This window comes from Nonomuraea sp. NPDC023979 (genome assembly GCF_040639085.1).
Taxonomy (GTDB): domain Bacteria; phylum Actinomycetota; class Actinomycetes; order Streptosporangiales; family Streptosporangiaceae; genus Nonomuraea; species Nonomuraea ceibae.
Genome location: NZ_JBEZZG010000001.1, coordinates 425,224 through 449,558, shown reverse-complemented (window position 1 = coordinate 449,558; position 24,335 = coordinate 425,224). Strand labels below are relative to the sequence as shown.

General features: G+C 72.7%; 25 protein-coding genes. 14 read left to right on the top strand and 11 right to left on the bottom strand.

The window, feature by feature from the left end; all coding sequences use genetic code 11:
- The first annotated feature begins 213 nt into the window (after positions 1 to 213).
- A complete protein-coding gene (locus AB0G11_RS02195; RefSeq protein WP_357583383.1) occupies positions 214 to 882 on the top strand; it encodes a response regulator in 669 nt (222 codons plus the stop codon).
- Between the two features lie 273 nt (positions 883 to 1,155).
- Here AB0G11_RS02195 and AB0G11_RS02190 read toward each other — a convergent pair whose 3' ends face one another.
- From AB0G11_RS02190 to AB0G11_RS02175, 4 genes are all read right to left on the bottom strand, one after another.
- The gene (locus tag AB0G11_RS02190) at positions 1,156 to 1,959 is read right to left on the bottom strand and encodes an ABC transporter permease (protein WP_357583381.1); all 804 of its coding nucleotides are present in this window, start codon (positions 1,957 to 1,959) and stop codon (positions 1,156 to 1,158) included.
- Entirely contained in the window at positions 1,956 to 2,900 is a 945-nt protein-coding gene (locus tag AB0G11_RS02185) for an ATP-binding cassette domain-containing protein (protein ID WP_357583379.1), read from the bottom strand. Before AB0G11_RS02185 ends, AB0G11_RS02190 begins: the two co-directional genes overlap by 4 nt.
- Positions 2,901 to 3,172: 272 nt before the next feature.
- A complete protein-coding gene (locus AB0G11_RS02180; RefSeq protein WP_357583377.1) occupies positions 3,173 to 4,009 on the bottom strand; it encodes a DUF4097 family beta strand repeat-containing protein in 837 nt (278 codons plus the stop codon).
- A gap of 44 nt (positions 4,010 to 4,053) precedes the next feature.
- Entirely contained in the window at positions 4,054 to 4,593 is a 540-nt protein-coding gene (locus AB0G11_RS02175; RefSeq protein WP_219518061.1) for a toxin-antitoxin system HicB family antitoxin, read from the bottom strand.
- A gap of 188 nt (positions 4,594 to 4,781) precedes the next feature.
- Here AB0G11_RS02175 and AB0G11_RS02170 point away from each other — a divergent pair, with 188 nt between their 5' ends.
- Together AB0G11_RS02170 and AB0G11_RS02165 are read left to right on the top strand one after the other, a co-directional pair.
- The gene (locus AB0G11_RS02170) at positions 4,782 to 5,336 is read left to right on the top strand and encodes a DUF5709 domain-containing protein (protein ID WP_219518060.1); all 555 of its coding nucleotides are present in this window, start codon (positions 4,782 to 4,784) and stop codon (positions 5,334 to 5,336) included.
- Positions 5,337 to 5,350: 14 nt separating this feature from the next.
- Positions 5,351 to 5,917, top strand: a complete 567-nt coding sequence (locus tag AB0G11_RS02165; RefSeq protein WP_357583375.1) for a hypothetical protein — start codon at positions 5,351 to 5,353, stop codon at positions 5,915 to 5,917.
- 276 nt (positions 5,918 to 6,193) lie between these two features.
- Here the strand turns inward: AB0G11_RS02165 and AB0G11_RS02160 are convergent, their stop codons facing one another.
- Positions 6,194 to 6,868 (bottom strand): TetR/AcrR family transcriptional regulator, encoded by a 675-nt coding sequence (locus tag AB0G11_RS02160; protein ID WP_357583373.1) that lies wholly within the window; start codon positions 6,866 to 6,868, stop codon positions 6,194 to 6,196.
- Positions 6,869 to 6,955: 87 nt separating this feature from the next.
- Here AB0G11_RS02160 and AB0G11_RS02155 point away from each other — a divergent pair, with 87 nt between their 5' ends.
- The 3 genes from AB0G11_RS02155 to AB0G11_RS02145 all read left to right on the top strand — a co-directional run bounded on the left by AB0G11_RS02155 (position 6,956) and on the right by AB0G11_RS02145 (position 8,680).
- Positions 6,956 to 7,471 carry a hypothetical protein gene (locus tag AB0G11_RS02155; RefSeq protein ID WP_308126206.1) on the top strand — a complete coding sequence of 172 codons (516 nt, stop codon included), beginning with the start codon at positions 6,956 to 6,958 and terminating at the stop codon, positions 7,469 to 7,471.
- Between the two features lie 124 nt (positions 7,472 to 7,595).
- On the top strand, positions 7,596 to 8,138 hold the full coding sequence (locus tag AB0G11_RS02150; RefSeq protein ID WP_357583371.1) for a hypothetical protein: 543 nt from the start codon (positions 7,596 to 7,598) through the stop codon (positions 8,136 to 8,138).
- 293 nt (positions 8,139 to 8,431) lie between these two features.
- Complete coding sequence (locus AB0G11_RS02145; RefSeq protein ID WP_219518054.1) at positions 8,432 to 8,680, top strand: hypothetical protein; 249 nt, start codon at positions 8,432 to 8,434, stop codon at positions 8,678 to 8,680.
- 12 nt (positions 8,681 to 8,692) lie between these two features.
- On the opposite strand, the gene AB0G11_RS02140 is transcribed toward AB0G11_RS02145, so the two are convergent.
- Positions 8,693 to 9,868 carry a serine hydrolase domain-containing protein gene (locus tag AB0G11_RS02140; protein WP_357583369.1) on the bottom strand — a complete coding sequence of 392 codons (1,176 nt, stop codon included), beginning with the start codon at positions 9,866 to 9,868 and terminating at the stop codon, positions 8,693 to 8,695.
- A 116-nt stretch (positions 9,869 to 9,984) separates the two neighbouring features.
- Here AB0G11_RS02140 and AB0G11_RS02135 point away from each other — a divergent pair, with 116 nt between their 5' ends.
- The 3 genes from AB0G11_RS02135 (at position 9,985) to AB0G11_RS02125 (ending at position 12,819) form a co-directional block, all read left to right on the top strand.
- Positions 9,985 to 10,317 carry a DUF1330 domain-containing protein gene (locus tag AB0G11_RS02135; protein WP_357583367.1) on the top strand — a complete coding sequence of 111 codons (333 nt, stop codon included), beginning with the start codon at positions 9,985 to 9,987 and terminating at the stop codon, positions 10,315 to 10,317.
- Between the two features lie 87 nt (positions 10,318 to 10,404).
- Positions 10,405 to 11,415, top strand: a complete 1,011-nt coding sequence (locus tag AB0G11_RS02130; RefSeq protein ID WP_219518049.1) for a peptidase — start codon at positions 10,405 to 10,407, stop codon at positions 11,413 to 11,415.
- Between the two features lie 51 nt (positions 11,416 to 11,466).
- Positions 11,467 to 12,819: a potassium transporter TrkG gene (locus AB0G11_RS02125; RefSeq protein WP_357583365.1), complete on the top strand. Its 1,353-nt coding sequence runs from the start codon at positions 11,467 to 11,469 to the stop codon at positions 12,817 to 12,819.
- A gap of 4 nt (positions 12,820 to 12,823) precedes the next feature.
- On the opposite strand, the gene AB0G11_RS02120 is transcribed toward AB0G11_RS02125, so the two are convergent.
- Entirely contained in the window at positions 12,824 to 13,378 is a 555-nt protein-coding gene (locus tag AB0G11_RS02120; protein ID WP_219518047.1) for a DUF4396 domain-containing protein, read from the bottom strand.
- A gap of 96 nt (positions 13,379 to 13,474) precedes the next feature.
- Between AB0G11_RS02120 and AB0G11_RS02115 the strand changes: the two genes are divergently transcribed.
- From AB0G11_RS02115 to AB0G11_RS02095, 5 genes are all read left to right on the top strand, one after another.
- Positions 13,475 to 16,282, top strand: coding sequence for a hypothetical protein (locus AB0G11_RS02115; protein ID WP_357583363.1), 2,808 nt, complete (start codon positions 13,475 to 13,477; stop codon positions 16,280 to 16,282).
- Between the two features lie 60 nt (positions 16,283 to 16,342).
- Positions 16,343 to 17,359 (top strand): aminotransferase class V-fold PLP-dependent enzyme, encoded by a 1,017-nt coding sequence (locus tag AB0G11_RS02110; protein ID WP_357583362.1) that lies wholly within the window; start codon positions 16,343 to 16,345, stop codon positions 17,357 to 17,359.
- Positions 17,360 to 17,447: 88 nt separating this feature from the next.
- Positions 17,448 to 18,824 (top strand): alpha-lytic protease prodomain-containing protein, encoded by a 1,377-nt coding sequence (locus AB0G11_RS02105; protein WP_219518044.1) that lies wholly within the window; start codon positions 17,448 to 17,450, stop codon positions 18,822 to 18,824.
- A gap of 120 nt (positions 18,825 to 18,944) precedes the next feature.
- A complete protein-coding gene (locus tag AB0G11_RS02100; protein ID WP_219518042.1) occupies positions 18,945 to 19,241 on the top strand; it encodes a hypothetical protein in 297 nt (98 codons plus the stop codon).
- A gap of 5 nt (positions 19,242 to 19,246) precedes the next feature.
- On the top strand, positions 19,247 to 20,443 hold the full coding sequence (locus tag AB0G11_RS02095) for a DUF6745 domain-containing protein (RefSeq protein WP_357583360.1): 1,197 nt from the start codon (positions 19,247 to 19,249) through the stop codon (positions 20,441 to 20,443).
- Here AB0G11_RS02095 and AB0G11_RS02090 read toward each other — a convergent pair.
- From AB0G11_RS02090 to AB0G11_RS02075, 4 genes are read right to left on the bottom strand one after another with little or no spacing between them, the layout of a single operon-like run.
- Positions 20,419 to 21,270, bottom strand: coding sequence for an STM4011 family radical SAM protein (locus AB0G11_RS02090; RefSeq protein ID WP_219508538.1), 852 nt, complete (start codon positions 21,268 to 21,270; stop codon positions 20,419 to 20,421). The genes AB0G11_RS02095 and AB0G11_RS02090 overlap by 25 nt on opposite strands.
- Positions 21,264 to 22,529 (bottom strand): STM4012 family radical SAM protein, encoded by a 1,266-nt coding sequence (locus AB0G11_RS02085; protein ID WP_357583358.1) that lies wholly within the window; start codon positions 22,527 to 22,529, stop codon positions 21,264 to 21,266. Before AB0G11_RS02085 ends, AB0G11_RS02090 begins: the two co-directional genes overlap by 7 nt.
- Complete coding sequence (locus AB0G11_RS02080; protein ID WP_357583697.1) at positions 22,516 to 23,301, bottom strand: STM4013/SEN3800 family hydrolase; 786 nt, start codon at positions 23,299 to 23,301, stop codon at positions 22,516 to 22,518. The genes AB0G11_RS02085 and AB0G11_RS02080 overlap by 14 nt, the downstream gene beginning before the upstream one ends.
- Positions 23,294 to 24,334 (bottom strand): STM4014 family protein, encoded by a 1,041-nt coding sequence (locus AB0G11_RS02075; RefSeq protein WP_357583356.1) that lies wholly within the window; start codon positions 24,332 to 24,334, stop codon positions 23,294 to 23,296. Before AB0G11_RS02075 ends, AB0G11_RS02080 begins: the two co-directional genes overlap by 8 nt.
- Position 24,335 lies beyond the last annotated feature (1 nt).

The following is a 24,335-nucleotide window of genomic DNA, read 5'->3' as shown; positions in this document are numbered from 1 at the left end:
AGCCCTCCTCACTCGGTCGGCCCTCACGGGGCCAGCCCCACCCCACCCCCCACCCCCGGATACTCGAGCCGTCGGCGAACATGAGGGAGTGACACCGGAGCCCAGGACAGCAGCAAGTGCACCCCGCATGACCGGACAGGCCACTCCCGCCACCCCTGTCCCACCCCGCGGTCAGGAGGCCGTGACGATGCACGTACACCCTGAGGAGCAGGCGTGAAGGTCCTGGTCGTCGATGACGAACCGCAGATCCTGCGGGCCCTGCGCATCAACCTGCACGCCCGCGACTACGAGGTGGCCACCGCCCCGGACGGCGCCACGGCGTTGCGCCGGGCCGCCGACTGGCACCCCGACCTGGTGCTGCTTGACCTGGGCCTGCCCGACATCGACGGCGTGGACGTCATCCACGGCCTGCGCGGCTGGACGAGCCTGCCGATCCTGGTGCTGTCGGGCCGCGCCGACAACCTGGACAAGATCGAAGCCCTGGACGCCGGGGCCGACGACTACGTGACCAAGCCGTTCGACCTGGAGGAGCTGTTCGCCCGCATCCGCGCGGTGACCCGCCGCACCGGCGCCCACGGGACGGAACCGGCCCAGGTGCGGATCGGCGACCACGTGGTGGACCTCGCAGGCAAGACCATCACCGGCGGCGTACGGCTGACCCCGACCGAATGGCACGTGCTGGAACTGCTGGCCCGCAACCCCGGCAAACTGGTCAGCCAGCGGCAACTGCTCACCGAGGTCTGGGGCAGCAGCGCCGTCAAGGAATCGCACTACCTGCGCCAGTACATGGCCCAACTGCGCAAGAAGCTGGAACGCGACCCCGCCCACCCCATACACCTAATCACCGAACCCGGCATGGGCTACCGCCTCAACCTCGACTAACCCCACCCCAACACCCCGCCCCCCACCACAGGCCACCGACGCCCCACCAGGCACCTCAGCCCGGCCCACCCCAGCCCGGAACCCCGTCCACCCCAGCCCGGCCACGGCATCCCGCGCCGCCGGGTCCCGGCGGCCGCCTGATCAGGGCCACCCCCGATTGAGACGCCCAGCTCCCCCACGGTGCGCCGCCCGGCCCGGCCCCCACATGCCTCCCGTTCACCCGAGGGACGGAACTCAGCGGCGGGGCTCAGCGGCAGGGGCTCGGTGCCCGGCTCAGCGGCTGACGGCTCGTTTGTACAGGCGGATGGACAGGGGGACGAAGACGGCCAGGATCAGCACCGACCACAGCAGCGAGGCCAGCACCGCGTGCTGGAGCGGCCAGGCATCAGGCACGGGCATGGCCGCGTTCGTGTTGCCGAAGAGCTCGCGGGCGCCCTGGATGATGGTGGAGACCGGGTTCCACTCGGCGACGACCTGCAGCGGACCGGGCAGGCGGGAGCTGTCCACGAAGGCGTTGGAGAGGAAGACCAGCGGCAGCGACACCATGGTGGCGATGTTGTTGAACGACTCGGGCGTACGCAGCGTCAGTGCGACCGCCACCGTCACCCACGAGAACGCGTACGAGAACAGCAGCAGCATCAGGAAGCCCAGCGCGGCCTCGTACGGCGACGAGTGGATCCGCCACCCGACCAGCAGTCCGACCACGGCCATGACGGCGATGCTGGTCACGTTCATCAGCACGTCGCTGAGGGTCTGGCCGGCGAGGACCGCCGAGGGTGACATCGGCAGCGTGCGGAACCGGTCGAAGATGCCCTTCTGCAGGTCGAGCGTCAGCGTGTAGCCGGTGATCTGGGTGCTGGTGACGATCGCCTGGACGAAGATCCCGGGGATCATGTACTCGCGGTAGGACATGCCGGGCAGCTCGATCATGCTGCCGATCACGTACGCGAACAGCAGCACGAGCACGATCGGCAGCATGACGACGCCGCCGAGCAGGTCGGGCGCGCGCCGGATCTTGAGTGCGTTGCGCTTGGTGATGGTGAGGCCGTCGGCGACCGCCATCTGGAGGGAGTTCATCGGCTGGGTTCCTTCGTCGTCTCGTGCCCGGTGAGGGTGAGGAACACGTCGTCCAGCGTGGGACGGCGCAGACCGGCGTCACGTACGGCGACGCCTTCGGCGGCCAGCTTGGACAGGGCGTCGTTGAGCGACGCGGCGCCGCGGAACGCCGGGAGGGTCACCCGCAGCGCGGTGTCGTCGGTGACAGCGTGCGGGGCGAGCACGCGTTCGATGGTGGCGAGGTCGGCGGTGCTCGTCGCGGTGAGCTCGACCCGGTCGCCGCCGACCTGGTCCTTGAGCTCGTCGGCCGTGCCGAGGGCGATCACCCCGCCGTGGTCGACGACCGCGATGCGGTGGGCGAGCCGGTCGGCCTCCTCCATGTACTGGGTGGTGAGCAGGAGTGTGGTGCCGGCGGCGACCAGCTCGGCGATGACGTCCCAGAGACCGGCGCGGGCTCTGGGGTCGAGACCGGTGGTCGGCTCGTCGAGGAACAGCACCGGCGGGCTCGCCACCAGCGCCCCGGCGAGGTCGAGCCGGCGGCGCATGCCTCCCGAGTAGCCCTGCACGGGGCGGTCGGCCGCCTCGGTGAGGTCGAAGCGTTCGAGCAGCTCACGGGCGCGGGCTTTGCTGCGTTTCGTGCCGAGGTGGTAGAGCCTGCCGACCATCTCCAGGTTCTCGGCGCCGGTCAGATGGTCGTCGACGGCGGCGTACTGACCGGACGCGCCGATGTGGGGCCGCAGCTTGTCGGCGTCACGCACCACATCGAACCCGGCGACCGACGCGCGGCCGGCGTCCGGTTTGAGCAGCGTGGTGAGAATGCGCACGGTCGTCGTCTTGCCTGCGCCGTTGGGGCCGAGCAGGCCCAGCACCGTGCCCTCGGGCACCGCCAGGTCCAGGCCGTCCAGGGCGGCCACGTCGCCGTACTTCTTGACCAGGCCTTCAGCCGTGATCGCGGGGGGCATGGGTCTTCTCCTTCCGGTCAGCGCGGCCCACCTCTGGGTCTGCTTTCTTGCAGTTAGCTGCGATTTCGGGCGCGCCACAGCCCCCGGCCCCGGCTTGACGCCTACCGGCACCCCTGTGTCGCCGAATTGGGAGGCCGCGGAGCTTGGAACCTTCGAGGCTCGGCCCCGCGAGGCTCGAAGTCGCGGCGCTGCGGTGAGCGGTGCCGGGGCGAGGGGTTAGGTGGGCGGGTGGGGCGGTCTCTGGTGGGAGCCGTGGGGGGTGCGGCATTGGGTTAGTGGGGGGTTGGGGTGGCTCGGCGGATGTGGATGTCGCCGTAGGCCGTGCGGGCGCGGAGTTCGGCGGTTTCGTCGGCCTGTCCGGGGCCGCTGGTGGGGGTGAGGCCGATGTGTGCGTTGCCGTAGTCGGTTCGGACGTCGAGGTAGGCGGCGGTGCCTGCGCGGATGCCGGCTTCGACGGCGCCCGAGGCGGTTTCCAGGCTGATCTGGCCACGCACCACTTCGCCGATGCGGACGTTGCCGGTGGCTGTCTTGGCGGCGACGTCCGAGAGGGCGCGGTCCACAGTGATGTCGCCGTGTGCGGTCTTCATCCGCAGGTCGCCGGCCACTTCGCCGAGGGTGATGTCGCCGTGTGCGGTCTTGATGGTGGCCGCGCCGTCGATCCGGTTGATGCGGATGCCGCCGTTGTCGGCGGTGATGTCGGCGGGACCGGACCTGGCCACGGTGATGTCGCCGTTTCCGGCCTGGACCTGCAGTCTGCCGGTCTCGTCGAGCCAGACGTCGCCGTCGGCGCTCTGGAACCGGCAGTCGCCGAGGCGGCCCTCGCACCGGAGCTCGCCGGTGGTCTTGACCTCGGCGCGGGAGCCCGTCGGCAGCTCGATCTCCACGTCGATCGACTCGCCGCCCCACAGCAGCCAGCGGAACGTGGCGGGCGGCGAGCGCACCAGGAGCCTGCCGCGGGAGTAGTCGATCTCGACCTGGTCGCTGGTGTCGTGGTGGGCGGGCCGGATGCGTACGACGGTGTCGGCGCGGTCGGTCGCGTGGATGCGGACGTCGGCCATGTGGAGGTCGACGGTGGCCAGGATCGGGGTGGGAGTGTCGAAAGTCGGCATGCTGGGTGGCCTCGCGGATGGGGTGGTCGGATGGGACAGGCCGGCTAGCTCACCCAGCCGGTGTAGTGCCGGCCGCCCGGCGGATCGTCGGACCTGACCGCCTCGCCGGGCTCCAGCGCTGCGGAGATGGCGCGGACGAGCCAGGCGTTGACCGAGAGCCCGTCGTGGCCGGCCGCCTCCTCGATGCGCGACTTGAGGTGCTCGGGCACGCGCAGGGAGATCCGTGACGTGCCGCCCTCGTCGGCGTCGGGGACCGGGGCGCGTACGCCCATCGCGACCTCCACCGCGCCGGCGAGTGCGGAGCGCAGCGTGCTCTGCGGGGACGCGGGGGCAGGTGGGGTGTGCGCCGGTCGCACGACGAAGTCGGCGTCGCGCCCGCGCAGGCGTACGTCGACCGAACCCGGGGCGAGGTCGCGCGTGATCTCGCCCGCGGCGGTGGACAGCGCGTCGAGCAGGGTGAGCCGGACGGCTGATTCGAGCGGCGCGGTGAGTCGCTCGGCCAGCTCGCGGGCCTCGGGGCCGCCGGCCTCCGCGGCGACCGCCAGCTCTCTGCGGAGTTGGTCGACGAAGGGCGTGAGGTTCATGACGCCATGATGACGCCATGATGGCGTCAACGCAAGCGGGGTTGTGACGTCATGAGGGCGTCATGGGGTCGGCGCGGGGTGGCGTCCGGCATTCGGGGAGGCCGGACCGGCCATGAGCACCGAGGAGTCGTTATGCGGCGGACCGGCTGGGCAGCGGGCGGTGAAGGCCTGAACAGGGGAGGACCATCGTGGGGGAACACACGCCAGAGCACGACCCTCGATCCCGCTTCGAGGACGAGGGCATCCCGGACCTCCAGGACGGCACGCCCGAGCAGCAGTGGGCGGTCGATCCACAGGAGGCGCCGCTGCCCGGGGACGAGCCGATCGCGATCGACGACTACGGCACCACGGTCGACGAGCAGATCCAGGGCGAGCCACTGGACAGCCGGCTGGAGCGGGAGGTGCCCGAGGACCAGCCGGTGTTCGGCGCGGACGAGCCACGGGGCCGCGATGGTGGCGGCGACGCCGGGACCGATCGGGTCACCGACGAGTCAGGGCTGGGTGTCGGCTCGGATCTCGACACCGACCGGGAGGCGGACAGCGGGGTCGAGGAGGGCTGGCCGGCGCAACCGGAGGAGCCGTCGGGCCAGGTGTGGGACGACCCACGGCGGGCCGGTCGGCTGGTCGCGCCCGACGAGGGGGCGCACGGTGACATCGAGTCCGACGAGGTGGCGCGGGAGGTCGGTCCTGACAGCGGCGGCTACTCGGCGGAGGAGTCGGCCATGCGGGTGGAGCCCGAGTAAGGGAGGTGGGCCACGTGTCCGACAAGAAGGACCGCGACAAGCGGCGCGAACAGGACAAGGGCACCACGTTCGATGCCGACCTGCACAACATGGGCGGCGACATCGGCCCGGCCTCGATCCGCGGCTCGAACGCGAACCCGGGCAAGCCAGGCGACGACGCCGAGCCTTCCAGCGGCTATGCCGAGCCCATGGGGTACGTGACCGGCCGCGACGACGAGTGGCCGGTCACGGCGGGCTCCGACGAGAAGGCGGTCGCGAGCCGTACGGACGAGGTCGAAGGCCACGTCGAGACGCTGGGGCCGAGCCCGCACCCGATGCCGCCCGACGCCGTGGAGCCGCAGGGTGAAGGCGGTGACCCCGGCTTCCGTGTGCAGGGGCCGGCGGACGAGGCCGAGCACGGCATGATCGACGAAGGCGAGGACGAGACCCCGGCCGCCGAGCCGGACGGCGGGCACGTGGGCGCTGCGGTCGACTGGGTGCCCTCGGACGAGGACGACCCCGACGCCGGTTCCGGCCGCACCGACGCCGACGACGGCGGCTACCTGCCCGGGGAAGGCACCGGCTACGTGGACCGACCATGACAGCCGACCGTTACGTGCCCGCTGGCTGGGAGGCCGTGCCGACCGCATGAGGGTTCTCACGCCACCTCGAACGGGCTGCCGGGAAGGGTGGGGCCGCCGACCGTACGGGAGAGGGGCGGGAGTGACCGTCTCGCGCCACTCGAACGGGTCACCTCGGGGACGGTTGGCGCCGACCGACCGCGGTTGGATGCCGGCCGTACGGGGCTGGGTGCGACCGTACGGGGCTGGGCGTGGGGGTTGGTGTTGCCGTTCGGGCTGCTCCGGAGCGGGGTGGGGTCAGGTGGGGCGCTGGGATTCCAGGCCGTTGAGGAGGGCTTCCAGGCCGAACTCGAAGGTCTGGACCGGGGCCGTCGCGTAGTCGGTGGGGCTGGGGGCTTCGACTCGGCTGCGTAGCCGGGGGAACTGTTTGGCGATCTCGGCGGCCTTGTCCAGTGTCTCCTGGAAGGCCGCCGTGGCGTCGCCGCCGTCGCGGGCGAGGCGGCGGGTGAGGGACGCCTGCGCGGCCACGCCGAGCACGCAGCCGAGGACGAACGTGAAGACGGCGCCGGCCGCCCGGTCGGCGTGCGCGCCGGTGAAGCCGCCTTTCTCGTAGACGGCGAGGCTGCATTCGTCGTAGCGGGCCTTGCTCACCCCGTAGAACAGGTGTGACCCGAACGCCTGGACGAGCCACGGGTGCCGGCTGAGCATGTCGTGCAGGCCGGTGGCGAGCTCGGTGGCGGCGGCGCGCCAACCGACGGCGTCGACGTCGGGCAGCGCGATCTCGTCCCAGACGCGGTCGCCGACGAGCAGGATCAGGTTGTCCTTGCTCTGTACGTGCCAGTAGACGGCCGTGGCGGCGGAGCCGAGGCGTTTGCCGAGGTTGCGCATGTTGAGGCCGTCGAGGCCCTCCTCGTCCAGCAGTTCGATCGCGGTCTCGACGATCTGTTCCTTGGTCAGGGTGTCGCGCGGCATGCGGCCACGATACTGGACTTGCACTTAGTTCAAGTAGCCGGTTACAGTGCTCTTGCACTTAGTTCAAGTCCGACCCGAGGAGCCCCCGTGAACACCGTCATCGCCGTCAGCCAGCTGCTCGTCGCCGCCGCCTTCGTGAGCATCCCGATGGTCCGGCACCGCTACGGGGCCACCGCGATGGCCCGCGCGCAGGCCGAGCTCCAGCGCCAGGGCGTGCGCACCACCGTCCTCCACGAGAACGGCATGCGCTTCGACGCCGGCGGCCACGAGACCGCGGTTCCCGCCACGGTCGCCGCGATCATGGCGGTGGTGGCGGGGCTCAACCTGTTCGGCCACGCCTGGGCCCCGACGCTGACGTGGATCTTCCAGTCGCTCGTCCTCGTCGGCAACTGCGTCATCCTCTACAGCCAGCTCACGGCCGAGAAGTCGGTACGCGCGGCCTTCCAGCGCAAGGGTGACCCGATGCTGGCCAGGATCGACGTCGCCGCCCTGCTCAAGGCCGCCGAGGACGGCTTCCCCGCCTGGACGTGGACCCTGCAGAACGTCCGTCACGTCGTCGTGTTCGGCGCCTCGATCCTCGGCCTCGTCCTGGTCGCCGTCTGAGCCGGCGACGCGATCAAGCGAACGATCCCGATCAAGTGAACGGCCTTGCGCAAGTGAACGATCCAGAGCAAATGAACGACCCCGAGCAAGTGAATGATTCGATCGAGTGAGTGAGTGAGTCGTCATGCCGGTTTCCGTCGCTCTTGCAGCCACGCTGCAACTCCTGCTGGCCGCCACCTTCGTCGTCATACCCGTGGCCGCCTGGCGCACCGGCGGCCGGGCCCAGCGCGCGGCCGAGGCCGAGGTCGCCAGGCAGGGCCACGCGCCCGGCGTCCTGGCCCGGCACGGCATCAGGTTCGAGGAGCGGGCGCCGGAGCTCGCGCTCGCGCTGGGCATCACCGTCGTGGTGACCGCCCTGGCCGGGCTCAACCTCGCGGGGGCGGGCCGCGTCCTGTCCTGGGTTCTCGAACCGGTCATCTTTCTCGCCGTCGGCTTCGTCACCGCGAGCCAGGTGTTCGCCGTCCGCTACACCGAGGCCGCGTTCGCGAAGTCGGCCGACCCCGGCGTGCGGGAGATCGACGCTCGTGCCGTGATCGCCGCCGCGAGCGGGGGTTTCCCGTCCTGGCTCCGCCCGCTCGTCCTGGTGCGCTTCGGGCTGGCGACGCTGGGCTCGGTCCTCGTCATCATCCTGCTCTCCACCCCGGCGGCCGACGCGTACTTCTCCTGACGACTGACGACTGACGACTGACGACTGACGACTGGCGACTGGCGACTGGCGATTGAGGCTGACGCCCGACGGCTGGCAAATGACGGCTGGCGACTGCGGTCGACAAACGACGGCTGGCAAATGGCGGCTGGCGGCGCATACGGCATCCGACAGCGTTCCGCGACGGCCCGTACTTCTCCCGACACCCCCGTGCTTCTCCTGACGTGGTCTTTCCGCGTTGACCAGGTGACCGGGTGGACGATCCGGGTACGCGCTCAGAAGCCCCCACGAAACGGAACGCGGAGGACCGCACGATGCTCCTTGTCAACCGAGAGTGTGTACGGCGGCTGCTGGACGCGCCGGACCCCGACACGGTCCTGGTCTTCGTCCGGGGCGACTGCCTGGTCATGCCGGCGGCCCAGGTGGACGACACCCATCGCAGCCTGGTGATCGCCCGGCGGGCGGACGTGGCAGGGCTGCTGCCCGGCGACACGGTCACCGACGAGCAGCTCGACGAGGTGGCCACCCGGCTCGACAACGTCGCCAGGGACCTGGCCGGTTAACCCCGGCCAGGGTCAACCGCCGCGCGCGCAGCGGTGGCTCTCCCGCATCAGCGGCCACACGCGGCCGTCGCTGCCCTCGATCAGCTCCGACATGCGGTTGGGCACGTACGCGAAGGCCAGGCCGGTGTCCGGGTCGGCGAAGGCGAACGCGCCCGTCGCGCCGGCGTACCCGAAGGCGTTGGGCGCCCCGAACGGCGGCCACATCGGCCCGCCGGGCAGCATGAATCCGGCGCTGTAGGCCGTCTCCAGCCGCAGGACCAGGTCGCGCCCCCGAGCCTCGACCGCGCGGGCGCGGGCGGCGGTCTCCGGGCGCAGCAGCCTGATGCCGTCCACCTCGCCGATGAGGGCCGCGTACAGCCTGGCCAGGCCGGCCGCGGTGCCGACGCCGCAGGCGGAGGGCACCTCGGCCCGATACAGGCGTGAGCCGCCGAGCAGTTCGGGGGTGAGGACCACGCTGCCGTAGGTGGCGCGGTGCAGCAGCGAGGCCGGCGAGCAGATCGCCCGGTTGAGCTCGTGGAGCTCGGGGTCGGCCCGGCCGTTGCGCACCTCGCCGGCCGTGGGGGCGACGACGCTCGCGAGCCGTCCCTCCTGGTGGGCGGGGATGCCGATGTGCAGGTCGAGGCCGAGCGGCGCGGCGATCTCCCGGGCGAACAGCCGTCCGACGGTGAGGCCGGTGACGCGGCGGACGACCTCACTGACCAGCCAGCCCAGGGTGAGGCAGTGGTAGCCGTGGGCGCTGCCCGGCCGCCAGGCGGGTCTGGCGCAGGCGAGCGCGTCGGCGACCGGGCTTCCGCGTTCGATGTCGTCCAAGGTCAGCGGTGGGTCGATGACCACGACGCCGGAGCGGTGGCCCAGGATCCAGCGCAGCGGCATCGCGCCCTTGCCTTCGGCGGCGAACTCCGGCCAGTAGTCGGCCACCGGCGTGTCGAGGTCGAGGATCCCCCGGTCGACCAGCAGCAGGAGGGCCGCGACCGCCATCCCCTTGGTGGTCGAGGCCAGGAGCGCGAGCGTGTCCTGCCGCCACGGCCTGTCCTCGGCGGCCAGCCCGCCCCACAGGTCCACGACGGGCTCGCCGTGCTGGTAGACGCAGAGGGACGCACCCAGTTCCCGCCCCTCGGCGAAGTTGTCCGCGAAGCGGTCCCGCACCGAGGTGAAGCGCGGGTGGCAGATCCCCCGGATACCGGCCACGGTCTCCGGCTACCCCGGTGACCTGCGGACAAACGGTCGCTTACCTGGCACGTAATTGTGGCGCTTCCCTCCTGTCGCGGATTCTTGGGTCGACGACCGGAACCCGGGAGGACACCATGACCGCTTACGCCGTGGCGCATCTGAAGACGCCGAACCCCCACCCCGACGTGCTGGAGTACTTGGAGCGCATCCAGGCGACGCTCGACCCGTTCGGCGGGCGGTTCCTGGTGCACGGGGCGCAGGTGGAGGTGCGCGAGGGCGATTGGCCGGGGACGATCGTGATCATCGGCTTCCCCGACCTGGACGCCGCCAGGGGCTGGTACGACTCGCCCGCTTACCAGGAGATCCTGCACCTGCGCACCGATCACATCGACGGCGCGGCGCTCCTGGTGGAGGGGGTCGGGCCGGACTACGACCCGGCGAAGACCGCGGCGGCGCTACGGCGGTAGCCATACCCGTATGCGCATACTTTGAGCGTTTCGCGCCTCCCGTTGCGTACCTCCAGACGGCAGATCCCGGTTATCTGGAGGTACGTCATGCCCCGCAGAGTCGCCCTGCTCGCCGCCCTCACGCTCACCCTGACGGCCGCCCCGGCCGCCGCGCAGGCCACGACCGCGCAGGTCACGACTGCGCGAACCACGGCCGCGCACGACCCGGGCCCGGTCCGGTGGTCCGCCACGGACTCCTGGCCGGAGCGCAGGACCGTGCTGCAGTACTGGACGCCACAGCGCCTGCGCGCGGCTCGGCCGCTGTCGTCGCCCGAGCCGCGCCGCACCGCCCGCTCCGACCGGCCGACGCGCGGCAACCCGTGGGCGACGCGCGGCACCTCGTTCACCCGGTCGGCCGCCGAGCTGGCCAACAGCCCCGGCCTGCGGTGGACCGACGGCGGCGCCATCGTCCGCACCACCGGGCGCGTCTTCTTCACCACTGCGGAAGGCCAGAACTCCTCCTGCTCCGGCACCGCCGTGACCAGTGCGAACGAGAGCGTGGTGATGACCGCCGGGCACTGCGTCAAGCTGAACGGCGCCTTCCACCGCAACTGGGTGTTCGTCCCCGGCTTCGCCAACGGCCGCGCGCCGTTCGGCGCCTGGGTGGCGAGCCGCCTGCTGACCACCCAGCAGTGGAACGCCCGCGAGGACATCAACTTCGACGTGGCCGCCGCCGTGGTCGCGCCGTTGCAGGGCCGGACGCTGACCGACGTGGTGGGCGGCCAGGGCGTGGCGTTCAACCAGGCCAGACGGCAGCAGATGTTCTCCTACGGGTTCCCGGCGGCTGAGCCGTTCGACGGCTCGTCGCTGATCTTCTGCAGCGGCCGCGCGTTCGACGACAGCGTCATGACGCGGGACCTCGGGCTGCGCTGCCGCATGACCGGCGGTTCGAGCGGCGGCCCGTGGCTGCAGGGCTTCGACGACTCCACCGGCCTCGGCTGGGTGACCTCGGTCAACAGCTTCAAGTACGACTTCGCGCCCGACTTCATGTTCGGCCCGTTCTTCGGCAACGAGGCGATGGCCGTCTACCAGGAGGCCCAGCGGACCGACGCGACCTGAGCTCCGTTTTCCGGCTGCTGTACCGTGAACCGGCCGGAAGAGGGAGAAGCGGTGAGAACAAGGGCGCCGGCCCTGCTCGAAAGGTTCCAGCACCCCGCGCAGGTGATCGTGACCGGGTTCGCGGCGGTGGTGCTGCTGGGCACGGGCCTGCTGATGCTGCCTGTGGCCGCGGAGTCCGGGGAGTCGACGGACTGGGTGACGGCGCTGTTCACCGCCACGTCGGCGGCGTGCGTGACCGGGCTGGCCGTGGTCGACACGGCGTCGCACTGGTCGGCGTTCGGCGAAGTGGTGATCGCGCTGCTGGTCCAGGCCGGCGGGCTCGGGATCATGACGCTGGCCACGCTGTTCACGGTGCTGCTGTCCGGGCGGCTCGGGCTGCGGGCCCGGCTGTTCGCGCAGGCCGAGACGAAGACGCTGCGGATGACCGACGTGCGCACGGTGGTGCGCAAGGTGGTGCTGTTCAGCCTGGCCTGTGAGGCGGTCGTGGCGGTGGTGCTGACCGGCCGCTTCCTGATCGGCTACGGCGAGCCGTTCGGCAGGGCGGTCTACCTGGGCGTCTTCCACGCGGTGTCGTCGTTCAACAATGCCGGGTTCGCGCTGTGGGCCGACAACCTGATGGGGTTCGTCACCGATCCGTGGGTGAGCCTGACCATCGCGGTGTCGGTGATCGTGGGCGGGCTCGGCTTCCCGGTCTGGTTCGAGCTGCTGCGCGATTGGCGGCATCCCGGCCGGTGGTCGGTGCTGACCAGGATCACCGTGTGGGTGACCGTGATCCTGCTGGTCGGGGGCACGCTGGTGTTCCTGGCCACCGAGTGGCGCAACCCGCGCACGCTGGGCGGGCTGGACGATCCTGGCAAGGTGCTGGCCGCGTTCTTCGCCGCCGTGATGCCGCGCACCGCCGGGTTCAACAGCCTGGACGTCTCGGCCATGTACCCGTCGAGCTGGCTGGTCACCGACCTGCTGATGTTCGTCGGCGGCGGCAGCGCGGGCACGGCCGGCGGGATCAAGGTGACCACGTTCGGGCTGCTGGCGTTCGTCATCTGGGCGGAGATGCGCGGCGAGCACTCGATGCACGTGGGCAACCGCCGGCTGCCGGAGTCGGTGCAGCGCCAGGCGGTCTCGATCAGCCTCATCGGCGTGGCGCTGGTGGCGGTCTCCACCTACGTGCTGCTGGTGCTGACCCCGTTCAGCCTGGACCGGGTGCTGTTCGAGGTCGTCTCGGCGTTCGGCACCACGGGGCTGTCCACGGGGATCACCGCGCAGGTCGGGGTGGCGGGGCAACTGCTGCTGGTGGTGCTCATGTTCGTCGGCAGGACCGGGCCGCTCACGCTCGGCTCGGCGCTGGCGCTCAAGGAGCACACCCGCCACTACCAGCTTCCGGACGAGAAGATGATCGTCGGCTGACGCCTCAGTGGTGGAAGGCGTGCACCACGGCGTGGCCCTTGCCCCGGCCGATGATCCACTTGTTGATCGGCGTGGTCACCAGGAACGCCACCAGCAGGGCCACGGCCAGCGCGCCCCAGAACAGCCCCGAGGCCAGCCCGGCGTCCATCGCGCCCGGGATGGCGACCATCACGCCGTTGTCCACGATCTCCATCACCAGGATCGACACTGTGTCGGCGGCCAGGGCCAGCTTGATGGCCTCTTTCCAGGAGAGACCGGCCCGGCGCAGCGGGATGAGGGTCAGAAGGTAGCCGAAGAAGAAGGCGAGCACGACGGCCAGCGCGATGGACGGGACGGTGTGCCAGCCGAGCGCGGTGGCGATCACCAGGCCGAGCACCTCGCCGATGGCGCATCCGGTGAGGCAGTGCAGGGTGGCCGAGGCCGCCATCCGCCAGGAGACCTTCCCCGGCCCACCATGCGCGTGCTCCCCGTGCTGCGCGTGCTGATCATGTCCGTGCTGACCATGTTGTGCATGATCGTGATGGTTGTGGTGGTTGTGGTGGCCGCCGTGCTCGGACATGCTGTTTGTACCCCTTAGTCGTATCTCGGCGGCGACAGTAACATACCCCCCTGGGGTTCCACAATATTGTCGGTAGCGATCTCTAATGTCCGCCGCATGACACATCAGGAGGCCGTCTGGGAGGCGGTCCGCGCCCTCGTCATCGGCCGCGACACCGGCGCGCTGGCCGACCGCCTCATCGCGCTCACCGACGCCGAACGGGCCGACGTGGCGGGCCGGCTGCCCGGGTTCGTCAAGGAGCTGCGCGAAGGCTTCGCCCGGCCCCATCGGGACGACGCCGACGAATGGGACCTCCGCTGGCTGGTCAGCGACGCGATGGAGAGTCACCTGGCGGCGCTGCGGCTCGTGGGCGCGGGCACGATCCCGGGCCCGGCGGGCGCGGTGGCCTGGCTGACCCGGCGCGAGTTCAACCCCCGCTGGGCGCCCGACACCGGCTGGCCCGACCTGGCCCGCTTGCTGGTCACCCGCCCGGCCGCCTGGCGGGCCGACGTCGCCGCCCGGCTCGCGCGTAAGATCCGCAGGCCCGGCGACCGCACCGTGCCCCTGGTGCTCGCCCTGCTGCGGAGCTGCGGCGGCGACCCTCCCGCGCACGACCCGCTGGTGGTCGCCTGGCTCGCCGCCGGCGTCGTACCCGGCGACCCGCTGGCCGCCGCGCTGCTCCCGCGGATCTTCGACGCCCAGGGCGCCGGCCGCACGCTGCGCGACGAGCGGCTGACCCCCCGGCCGACCGCCTGGCTGTCCCTGCTCGCCTCCGGCGCGCTTTCGCGCGAGGCGGTCCTCGACGGCTGCGTGGGCCGCTTCCTGCGCGGCGGTGACGCCCTCGACCTGCGCTTCTTCGTACGTTTGCACAAGCTGGTCGATCCCACGCCCGAGGAGTCCGCCGCCCGCTCGCGCGACTACCTGCGGCTGCTGCCCGCCGCCCCTGGCACCGTCGCGGAGCTGGCCCTGGCCCAGGTCCGCCGCACCGGCCCGCACGACGCCGCCGACGTCGCCGAGGCGATCGGCGCGCTGACCTTCCGCGCGGAGGCCAAGCTGGCGCTCGCCGGCCTGAGCTGGCTGGACGACGAACTGCGGCGCATCGCGTCCCGGACGTCCCAGACCTCGCGGGCCGACAAAGCGGCCGCCGCGTCCCGGGCCGACGAGCTGGCCCCGGCGCTGGCCACCGCGTTCGCGCACCCGTCCTACCAGGTGCAGGAGCGCGCGGCCCGGCTCGCGCTCAAGCACGCCGCCACGTTCGGCACGGGCGGCGCCGCCGTGGCCGAGGCGGTGTCCCTGCTGCCCCCGGACCTCGGCCGTCAGGTGGCCGAGCGGTTCGGGGGCGACGCGACGCCCGAGGAGCCGGCCGAGCCGTTCACCCCGCTGCCGCTGCCCGTGCTCGCCCCGCCCGGCCCGTTCCCGGAGCCGACGCTCGCCGCCGACGGCTGGGCCGTGCAGCGCTGGGAGACGGCCGAGAGCTGGCTCGCCGCCTTCGTCGAGCAGGCGGCGCGCGACCGGGCGGCCCTGCGCGCGGCGCTGGCGCGCGCGACCCGTTACTCCTATCCGGGCCTGTACGAGAGCCCGTGCTGGCTCAGCCCCGGCCAGTGGATCGGCGCCCTCGCCGACGAGGTGATCGCACCGGGCTCCGATCCCGGCGTCCCGGTCGGGGGCCCCGCCGACCCCTGGGAGTCGGTCTTCACCGCCATGCGCGTCATGCCCGAGCCGGAAGCGACGCAGCAGCCGGCAGCGGTGTTCGGGGGGTTCTTCACGCAACTGCTGGGGGAGATCGCCACCCGGCTCCACGGCACCGCGCCCGCCCCGGTGAGGCGGCACCACGACCGGCTGCCGGAGCCCGGGATGGCCGCGCCGCCGCACCTGTTCGTGCTGCGCCGGCTCGCCGAGCTCTACGCGGCGCTGCGCGAAGGCACGCTGCCGCCGGTGCTGCTGGCGACGCCCACCCTGGCCACTGGGCACCTCGACCCCGCGGTGCTGGTCGACCGGCTGGAGGCGTGCGCGGCGGCGGGCGTCGAGCCGCTGCCCGCCGACCTGGCGCAGGCCCTGCTGCGGCTGCCGCGCGGCGCCTGGCCGGAAGCTGCCGAACGGGCCGCGCGGGTGGGGTCGCGGGGCGCCACGCGGGCCGCCGCCTGGCTGGCCGGAGGCGGCCTGCCCGATCCGGTGACGGGGCTGGAGTGGGGCTACCGGCTGGGCGCCGTGGACCACGTGTTCGACGACGACCACGTGCCCGAACACACCGACGACGTCTGGGTGCGGCCCGTCCTGCGGGCCCGGCCGACCGGCGACGAGCTGATCGACGAGCTGCTGCGCGAGCCCCGGAGGTGGAGCTGGGGCGATCACGCCGACACCGTCGGCTGGTGGCCGGCGATCCTCCCGTCGCACCGCGAGGTGGTCGCCGTCAACCTGCTGCCCTGGCTGTTCGGCGGAGGGGCCGCCGATGCGACGCTCGCGGCCCTGGCGCAGGCGGGCGGGCCGGTCGGAGAGGCGACCGCGATCAACCTGGCGCGTTCGCTGACCCGTCCCGACGGCGAGGCGGCGCCGTTGCTGTTACGGATGGCCGCCCGGGGCGACCTGCCCGCCGAGGCGGTCGGCCGGCAGCTCGCGCACTTCGTCCGGCGCACCCGGCGCGAGGTCCGCCCGGCGTTCGGCGCGCTCGCCGACGCGGCCAGGCAGGGCGCGCACGCGCAGGTGTGGGAGATCGTCAAGGCCATGCTGCCGGACCTCCTGGCCGTGGGCGAGCGGCCGGCCGCCGTCCACACCGAGGCGGTGACGCTGGCCGTCGACGTGGCGGCCTGGGCGGGCGCGCGCGACGAGATCCCCGCGGTCACGGCCTGGGCCACGAGCCGCAGCCGCAGCCGCTTCGCCCGCGAGTGCCGCCGCCTGCGCGACCAATTGAGCGGCGCGAGCCGCTGAGCCCGGCATCGGACGAACAGCACGGTAGGCGTACGGGAAGCGCCGTCCTAGGCTGGGCGCATGGATCTTGACAGCGCGCTCTGGGACGCCGAGCCCGGCTGGCTCAACACCGCCTCGTACGGGCTGCCGCCCCGCCGGGCGTTCGAGGAGTTGCAGGCCGTGCTGGCCCACTGGCGGCACGGCAGCTCGGACTGGAAGCCCTGGGACGCCTCCGTGGGCCGCTCGCGCGCCGCGTTCGCCCGGATGGTCGGCGCCGCCGCGGAGGACGTGTCCGTCGGCTCGACCGTCTCGCAGATCATGTCCACCGTGGCCACCGCGCTCCCGCCGGGCGCCGAGGTGGTCGTGCCGGAGATCGAGTTCACCAGCAACCTGTTCCCGTGGGCGGTGGCCGCCCGCGTCCGGACCGTTCCCGCCGACCGGCTGGCCGACGCGATCACCGCCTCGACCGGCGCGGTGGCGTTCAGCCTGGTGCAGTCGGCGACCGGCGAGGTGGCGCCGCTGGCCGACATCGTCGCCGCCGCCCGCGACCACGACGCGCTCGTCATCGCCGACGGCTCCCAGGCGTGCGGCTGGCTCCCGGTGAACGTCGACGGCGTCGACGCGCTGGCCTGCGCCGCGTACAAGTGGCTGATGGCCCCGCGCGGCGCGGCGTTCGGCTACCTGTCGCCGCGCCTGCGCGAGCGCATGCGCCCGCTGGCCGCCAACTGGTACGCCGGGGCCGACGAGGGCGGCTCCTTCTACGGCCCGCCGCTGCGGCTCGCGGGCGACGCGCGGGCCTTCGACCTGTCGCCCGCTTGGTTCTGCTACGTGGGGGCCGCGCCCGCGCTCGAACTGCTCAACGAGATCGGCGTCGAGCGCGTCCGCGACCACGACGTGGCGCTCGCCAACCGCTTCCGGGCCGGACTCGGCCTCGAACCGTCCGACAGCGCGATCGTCTCCGTCGACGCGCCTGGCGAACGGCTGGAGGCGGCCGGCATCCGGGCGGCGGTGCGGGCCGGGAAGGTCCGCGCAAGCTTCCACGCCTACACGACGACCGCGGACGTGGACCGCGCGCTGGAGGCCCTGGGCGCCCCATAACACCGCGATAGGGGGTCATTTGGGACGACCATTCCTCGTATCCGTCCTCGTACGGTGGCGACACCCCCCGTAATACGAGGAGAGTCACATGCTCCCCAGAAAGACCCTGACAGCGGGCCTCGCGCTCGGACTGACCCTCGTGGTCGTCCCCGCTGTAGCCTGGACCGCGCACAGCGCCACCGCGGACGACCTCAGCCCCTACGCCGCGGCGCAGGCGCAGGCTTCTGTCAACGAACCACCGCCCGGCCTGATCAACGCGCTCAGCGACGACCTCGGCATCAGCCAGCAGCAGGCCGAGACCCGGCTCGTCAACGAGGCAGCCGCGGCGACCGTCGAGCCCGGCCTGCGCGCCCAGCTCGGCGCGGCCTACGGCGGCGTCTGGCTCAGCGGCCCCACCGCTGCGATGACCGTCGCCACCACCGACCAGGCGCAGGTCGCCGCCATCCGGGAGACCGGTGTCGAGGCCCGCGTGGTCGGCCGCTCCCTCCAGCAGCTCGACGCGATCAAGGCCACCCTCGACCGGGCGGCCGCGAAGGCGCCGAAGACCGCGCCGGTCTGGTACGTCGACGTCGTGAACAACGACGTGGTCGTCCTGTCCTCCACGCCCGCCAAGGCGCAGGCCTGGGTACGGGCCAGCGGCGCCGACGCCTCGGCCGTCAGGGTCGTCCGCTCCAACGAGCAGCCGCAGGCCTACTACGACGTACGCGGCGGCGACGCGTACTACATCGGCAGCGGCTCCCGCTGCTCGGTCGGCTTCTCGGTGAGCAAGGCGGGCTCGCAGGGCGGCTTCGTCACCGCCGGCCACTGCGGCAGCACCGGCGCGACCACGACCGGCCACAACCGCGTCAACCAGGGCGTCTTCCGCGGCTCCTCCTTCCCGGGCAACGACTACGCCTGGGTCGAGGTCAACTCGCAGTGGACCCCGACCGGCGTGGTCAACGCCTACGGCCGGGGCATCCAGCCGATCCGCGGCTCCCAGGTCGCCCAGGTGGGCGCCTCGATCTGCCGCTCCGGCTCGACCACCCAGACCCACTGCGGTCAGGTCAGCCAGCTCAACACCAGCGTCACCTACCCGCAGGGCACGGTCTCGCAGGTGACCAGGACGAGCGTCTGCGCCGAGCCCGGCGACTCCGGCGGCTCGTTCTACTCCGGCGACCAGGCCCAGGGCGTGACCTCGGGCGGCTCGGGCAACTGCAGCTCGGGCGGCACGACGTACTTCCAGCCGGTCAACGAGATCCTGCAGGCGTACGGCCTCACGCTGGTCACCCAGGGCGGCAACAGCCCGACCCCGACCGGCAGCAACACGCCGACGCAGTCGCCCGGCGGCACCTGGGCGGCCGGCACCACCTACGCGGCCGGCGCCACGGTGACGTACGGCGGCGCCACCTACCGGTGCCTCCAGGGCCACACCGCGCAGGCAGGCTGGGAGCCCCCGGTCGTGCCCGCCCTGTGGCAGCGCGTCTGATGTCCTGACCCGTTCGAACCGGGCCCAGGCCGGGGAGCCCCCTCCTCCGGCCTGGGCCCGCCGGTTTGTCGGTGCCGGACGGTACTTTCCGATCATCCCCCTGACGATGGAGGTTGGTCGATGTACCGACAGGGCGACATCCTGATCGTGCCGGTGTCCGAGGAGGACGCGCCGCGCACCGTCCGGCCCGAGCCGCGTGACGCCCGCGGGCGGCTCGTGCTGGCGCACGGCGAGGCCACCGGCCACTGCCACGCGATCCCGGGGCCCGGCACGCTGTCGGGCGGGTTCCTGCACCTGCCGGAGGGCGGTCGCCTGGTGCACGAGGAGCATGACCCGATCTCGCTGCCCAAGGGCTGGTACCGGGTGGTCCGCCAGCGCGAGTACGTGCCGGGCTCCTTCCGGGTGGTGGCCGACTGATGGCCGTGCACACCGATGAACGGGTGGCGTGGGAGCGCATGGCCTTCGCCACCGGGCCGGGCGGCGACGCCGACGCGGCTGTCCGGCAGGCCTACAGGGAAGCGGGCCTGCCGGAGCCGGACCACGTGATCGTGGTGGCCTCGCCGCTCGCCGGCGCCCGCGCCGCCGCCTGGCTCACCGCCGACCCCGCCACCCGCCCCCGGCCCGCCGCCCCGAACCTCCAGGAAACCGCCCGGACCGCGTCTGAAACCCCCGAAGGCCAGGCTGTGGGTGGGTCGGAAACCCCGGCCAGGGCGGAGTCCTCGGAGGGGGCGGGTGTGCTTGCGGGGTTGCCGGTCGGGGTGGTGGCGGGGCGGTCGGTGCGGCATGAGGTGCGGACCCTGCCGTGGGAGCGGGCCAGGGCCGCGCTCTCGGCCGAGCTGGGTCCGGCGGGGTGGGCGGCCCGGTGGGAGGAGACCGGCGGCAGGCTGTGGCCGCAGGTGAGCCGCCTGGTCGCCGACGTCCGCCGCGCCATCGCCGAAGCCGCCACCATCGAGGTCACCGCCGGAAGCGACACCGCCGCCGCGGACGGCAGCCAGCAGGTCGGGGAGGAGTTGCGGCGGGTGACGCTCGATGCGGTGCTCGGGCAGCATGACGCCCCCTGGCTGTCGGCCTTCGAGGGGCTCGGCGGGCTGGACGGGCTGGAGCGGGTCGCCCGGTGCGCGAGCTGGTGGTGGCCGTACGAGCGGGTGGCGATCGTCAGCGCCCGCCCCGCCGAGCTGCACCTCGACGAGCTGGGCCGCCTGCACGCGGCGGACGGCCCGGCGTTGGTGTGGTCCGACGGGTTCGCCCTACATGCCTGGCACGGCATGCCGGTGCCCGCGGGGTTCACGATGACGGACCTGACCCCGGCGCGCATCCGTGAGGAGTCCAACGCCGAGCTGCGCCGCGTCATGCTGGAGCACTTCGGCGTCGACCGCTATCTGGCCGAGTCGGGGGCGCGGCCGGAGCATTCGGACGAGACGGGCGTCCTGTGGCGGATCGAGCTGCCGGGTGACGAGCCGGTCGCGATGGTGGAGGTGGTCAACTCCACGCCCGAGCCCGACGGCACCCGGCGTACGTACTTCCTGCGGGTGCCGCCGTGGGTGCGGCGGGCGCGTGAGGGGGTGGCCTGGACGTTCGGCGTGAGCGAGGAGAGCTACCGGCCGGAGCGCGAGACCTGAGGCCAGGCGGCCGGGATGCGTTCCAGCACCCCGTCGCCGAACACCTCGTAGAGCCCGAGCGGTTCCAGGTGCACGTAGCCGATGTGGCAGTCGCAGGCGGCGGCCGGGCAGGCGCGCGGCCGCAGCTGGGGCGCGTAGCTGCCGTCGTAGAGGTTGCCGAGCGGTTCGGCGACGAAGTGGCAGCGCCGCACGTCGCCGTCGCCGTTGACGGACACGACGCTGTCGCCGGTGCGGCAGGGCAGCCCGCGGCTGGGGTGCGGGAAGCGGCTGTGGTGGAAGAGCGGGTCGAGGGCGGTCCAGTCGGCGGCTTCGGCGTCGGTGTAGAGGCGGCCTTCCTCGGCGTTGACCCACAGGTACGTCTCGGGAGGCAGGTCGGCGCGCAGCCGCCGGGCGTCGGCGAGGTGCGCCGGGTCGCCGACGATGCCGACGCTGTGCCGCACGGTCAGTGATCGGAGCTTGGCGAGGAACCGGTCGTAGGGCACCTGGGTGGGGTGGTAGGTGACCCAGAGGGCGGCCCGGTCGGAGGCGTCGGCGAGCCAGCCGGTGCGGCAGCTCAGGTTGGTCTGGATGGCGACGCGGCGGACGTTCGGCAGCCATGACAGCTCGACGAGCGCCTTCCGGTACCAGGACCTGACGAGCCCTTCGCCCCAGGGCGTGAACAGGATGGCCACGTCGAAGTCCTGCCGGGCCACCCAGGCGGCGAAGCGTTCGAGCGCGGCGCGGTCGGCGCGCAACTGTTCGGGCGTGTCGCGCCGCTTGGCGAAGGGGCAGTAGGCGCAGTCGTAGTCGCAGCTCGCCAGCGGACCTCGGTACAGGATGGTCAGCATGCGTCGTAGCCGTCCATGAGGGCTCTGACCTGCGGCGAGAACAGGGCGGGCCCGATCGCGTCGGACCAGGCCAGGCCCTCGGCCGTCAGCTTGATCACGTCGGGCTCGATCACGAGCCACTGCCGGAACTCCGCCAGCGGGAAGTCGTCGAGCGCATCGGCGCCGAACCGCTCCCGGTAGAGGTCGCGGTCCAGGCCGCCGGCCTGCAGCAGCGACTGGATGAGGTGCCGCCGCCTGCGTTCGCCGGGGGTGAGCGTGAAGCCGACGTTGGCGTGGCCGAAGTCGTCGCGGCTCACGTAGTCGTCGATGATCGCGCGCACCTGGCGGGCGCCGACCGCGTACTCGAAGGAGTAGTGCAGGTCGCCGGTGTAGGAGCGGGCGCCGCAGCCCAGGCCCACCATGCCGTCGGTCTGGCAGCAGTATTCGGTGGCGTTGGCGGTGCCGGGCAGCCGGAACATCCGCATCGACACCTGCTCGTAGCCGGCGTCGGCGAGCCGGTCGCGGCCGAGTCGGTAGAGCTCCAGCCGCTGGTCGTCCCAGGCGCGGCCCTGCTTGCCGAGCCCGGTGAGCGGCCGGACGTACAGCGGGTAGAGGTAGATCTCCTCGGGCTTCCAGGTGAGGGCGGTGTCCAGGGAGTGGAGCCAGGAGGCGGGGGTCTGGCCGTCGATGCCGTAGATGAGGTCGAGGTTGAGGACGGGGACGGCGCTGGCGCGGATGGCGTCGAGCGCCGCGTCGACCTCGGCGCGTTTCTGCGGCCGGACGGCGGCGCGTGCCTCGGTGTCGACGAAGCTCTGCACGCCGATGGAGACGCGGGTGGCGCCGCGTTCGGCGAGGACGGCGAGGCGGTCGGGGGTGGCGGTGGCGGGCGAGGTCTCGACGGACAGCGGGATCGCGCCCAGGTCGACGGACATGGCCCGTTCGGTCAGGTCGAAGAGCCTGGTCAGCTCGCGGGCGCTGAGGTAGGTGGGGGTGCCGCCGCCGAACGCGGCCGTGGTGAACGCGCTGGTCTCCAGGGCGCCGGCGGTCTGGACGGCCTGGCGTTCGAGGGCGTCGAGGTAGGCGGTGACCAGGTTCTCGGGGGCGCCGGTCCGGGTGAACAGGTTGCAGAAGCCGCACCGCATCTCGCAGAACGGGATGTGCACGTACAGGGCGCCGGGCCGTTCGCCGGCCCACACGTCGGCCAGCGCGGGGCGGGGGTCGAGGGGGCGGTAGGCGGTCTTGTGCGGGTACGCGTAGACGTATCCCTCATACGGGCGCATGGGGCTCCAGGATGAACTGCGTGTACGGGACGGTCCACACGACTTCGTGGCCGATCCGGTGGCCGACGTGGCCGTCCTCGCCGTACGCCGTGCCGTGGTCGGAGCAGACGATCACCAGCGTGGGGCGGGGCATGAGGTCGTAGAGCCTGCCGATGTGGCGGTCCACGTACGCGAGCGCGGCGGCGTGGGTGTCGCGCGAGTCGGCGGTGGCGCCGGGCAGGTAGAAGTGGTTGGGCTGATGGAGGGCGGACACGTTGAGGAACAGGAACACCCGGGTCCTGATATTTCGCAGAATGTCGCCCACGCGGTCGATCTGGTGCTCCAGCGACCGCGGGTCCGTCACCCCGAACTCCGGCTCCCAGTGGCTCTCCGCGAACAGCCCCGGCAGCGCCGACCCGAGCGGCGTCCGCTTGTTGAAGAAGCCCACGCCCCCGACGCACACCGTGTGGTAGCCGGCCGCGGCCAGCCCGGCGGGCAGGTCGGGCTCGTCGAACACCCACGTGCCGTCGCCCGTGGTCTCGCTGCCCGGGAACGTGGCCGCGAACAGCCGGGGATGCGGCCCCGGCGTCACGGGCGTCGGCAGGAACCCGGCGAGGAAGGCGGCGTGCGAGGCGTAGGTGAAGCTGCCGGGGCTGTGCCGCCGCTCCCACCGGGCGCCGCCGGGCAGCAGGTTGCGCAGCCGCCCGGCCCTGGCCAGCTCGTCGGCCACGTCGTAACGCAGCGTGTCGAGCGTGATCAGCAGGATGTCGTGGCTGCCGACGATCTCACGCATGTCCATCGAGCACCGCCCTGACCTGCTCGGCGTAGGTGTCGCGGCCGTGTCCCGCCAGGTCGCCCAGCCCCGGCAGCAGGTCGCCGAACGCGTTGACCTCCGCCACCGCGACCGTCCGCCAGTCGGCGCCCACCATCAGGTCGACCCCGGTGCTGAGGGTGCCGGGGAAGCAGGCCGCCGCCCGCGCGCACGTGTCGAGCACCCGCTCCCACAGCGCGGTGCGCGCCCGCAGCGGCTCCAGGTCGCCGCGCTCGCCGCCGAGGTGCAGGTTGGTCATCGGCCAGCGCCCGGACCGCACCACCGCGTGCGTCGGCTTCCCCGCCACCGTGACCACCCGCAGGTCGAACGCCCTCCCGCCCACTGACGCCTTGGGGAACCACCGCTCGACGTGCAGCCCGTCGGGGGCCAGGAAGTCGACGAGCCGCCGCACGTCCGCCTCGTCCTCGTAGGTGCGCACCCGCAGCGAGTTCAGGTAAGCGCCGCCGGTCCGGGCGGCCGACGTGACGGCCTTGACCCGCCCGGCATGCGCCTGGAACGCGATCACGCCCGACGACGACGAGCCGTGGGCGGGCTTGACGAACACCCTCTTCCAGCCGCGTACGGCCATGAGCTCGCGAAGTTCCCCGTACGACGAGGCGGTGAAGCCGGGCGGCACCGGCACCCCGGCCGCCTCCAGCACCGCGTGGCAGCGCCGCTTGTCGAACAGCACGCCGATCTCCGCCACGTCGCCCAGCAGCCGGACCCCGGGGACTGCCGCGACGCGCGCCAGCCCGGCGGTGAAGGCCTCGTACCAGGCCGCGCCGCCGCCCACCCGCGCCGGGTCGCCGGGCCCGCGCAGCAGCGCGTCGGCCTCGGCGTCCTCGCCCGGCGAGTCGATCCGCAGCAGCGCCTTCGCGGGCGCGCGCAGCTCCCGCCCGGCGAGCACGTCACGCCACGGGATCACGTACGGCTCGGCCAGGCCGTGGGCGGTCACCGCGGCCCCGAACATCGTCACCCGCCGGTCGCCGGGGGTCCCGACGACCGCGAACTCCACG

Coding starts and splice junctions, on each gene's coding strand:
- AB0G11_RS02115 (WP_357583363.1), top strand. CDS start 13,475: ATGACACATCAGGAGGCCGTCTGGGAGGCGGTCCGCGCCCTCGTCATC.
- AB0G11_RS02145 (WP_219518054.1), top strand. CDS start 8,432: ATGCTCCTTGTCAACCGAGAGTGTGTACGGCGGCTGCTGGACGCGCCG.
- AB0G11_RS02190 (WP_357583381.1), bottom strand. CDS start 1,959: ATGAACTCCCTCCAGATGGCGGTCGCCGACGGCCTCACCATCACCAAG.
- AB0G11_RS02105 (WP_219518044.1), top strand. CDS start 17,448: ATGCTCCCCAGAAAGACCCTGACAGCGGGCCTCGCGCTCGGACTGACC.
- AB0G11_RS02160 (WP_357583373.1), bottom strand. CDS start 6,868: ATGCCGCGCGACACCCTGACCAAGGAACAGATCGTCGAGACCGCGATC.
- AB0G11_RS02085 (WP_357583358.1), bottom strand. CDS start 22,529: ATGCGCCCGTATGAGGGATACGTCTACGCGTACCCGCACAAGACCGCC.
- AB0G11_RS02110 (WP_357583362.1), top strand. CDS start 16,343: ATGGATCTTGACAGCGCGCTCTGGGACGCCGAGCCCGGCTGGCTCAAC.
- AB0G11_RS02175 (WP_219518061.1), bottom strand. CDS start 4,593: ATGAACCTCACGCCCTTCGTCGACCAACTCCGCAGAGAGCTGGCGGTC.
- AB0G11_RS02100 (WP_219518042.1), top strand. CDS start 18,945: ATGTACCGACAGGGCGACATCCTGATCGTGCCGGTGTCCGAGGAGGAC.
- AB0G11_RS02135 (WP_357583367.1), top strand. CDS start 9,985: ATGACCGCTTACGCCGTGGCGCATCTGAAGACGCCGAACCCCCACCCC.
- AB0G11_RS02120 (WP_219518047.1), bottom strand. CDS start 13,378: ATGTCCGAGCACGGCGGCCACCACAACCACCACAACCATCACGATCAT.
- AB0G11_RS02150 (WP_357583371.1), top strand. CDS start 7,596: ATGCCGGTTTCCGTCGCTCTTGCAGCCACGCTGCAACTCCTGCTGGCC.
- AB0G11_RS02180 (WP_357583377.1), bottom strand. CDS start 4,009: ATGCCGACTTTCGACACTCCCACCCCGATCCTGGCCACCGTCGACCTC.
- AB0G11_RS02090 (WP_219508538.1), bottom strand. CDS start 21,270: ATGCTGACCATCCTGTACCGAGGTCCGCTGGCGAGCTGCGACTACGAC.
- AB0G11_RS02130 (WP_219518049.1), top strand. CDS start 10,405: ATGCCCCGCAGAGTCGCCCTGCTCGCCGCCCTCACGCTCACCCTGACG.
- AB0G11_RS02080 (WP_357583697.1), bottom strand. CDS start 23,301: ATGCGTGAGATCGTCGGCAGCCACGACATCCTGCTGATCACGCTCGAC.
- AB0G11_RS02185 (WP_357583379.1), bottom strand. CDS start 2,900: ATGCCCCCCGCGATCACGGCTGAAGGCCTGGTCAAGAAGTACGGCGAC.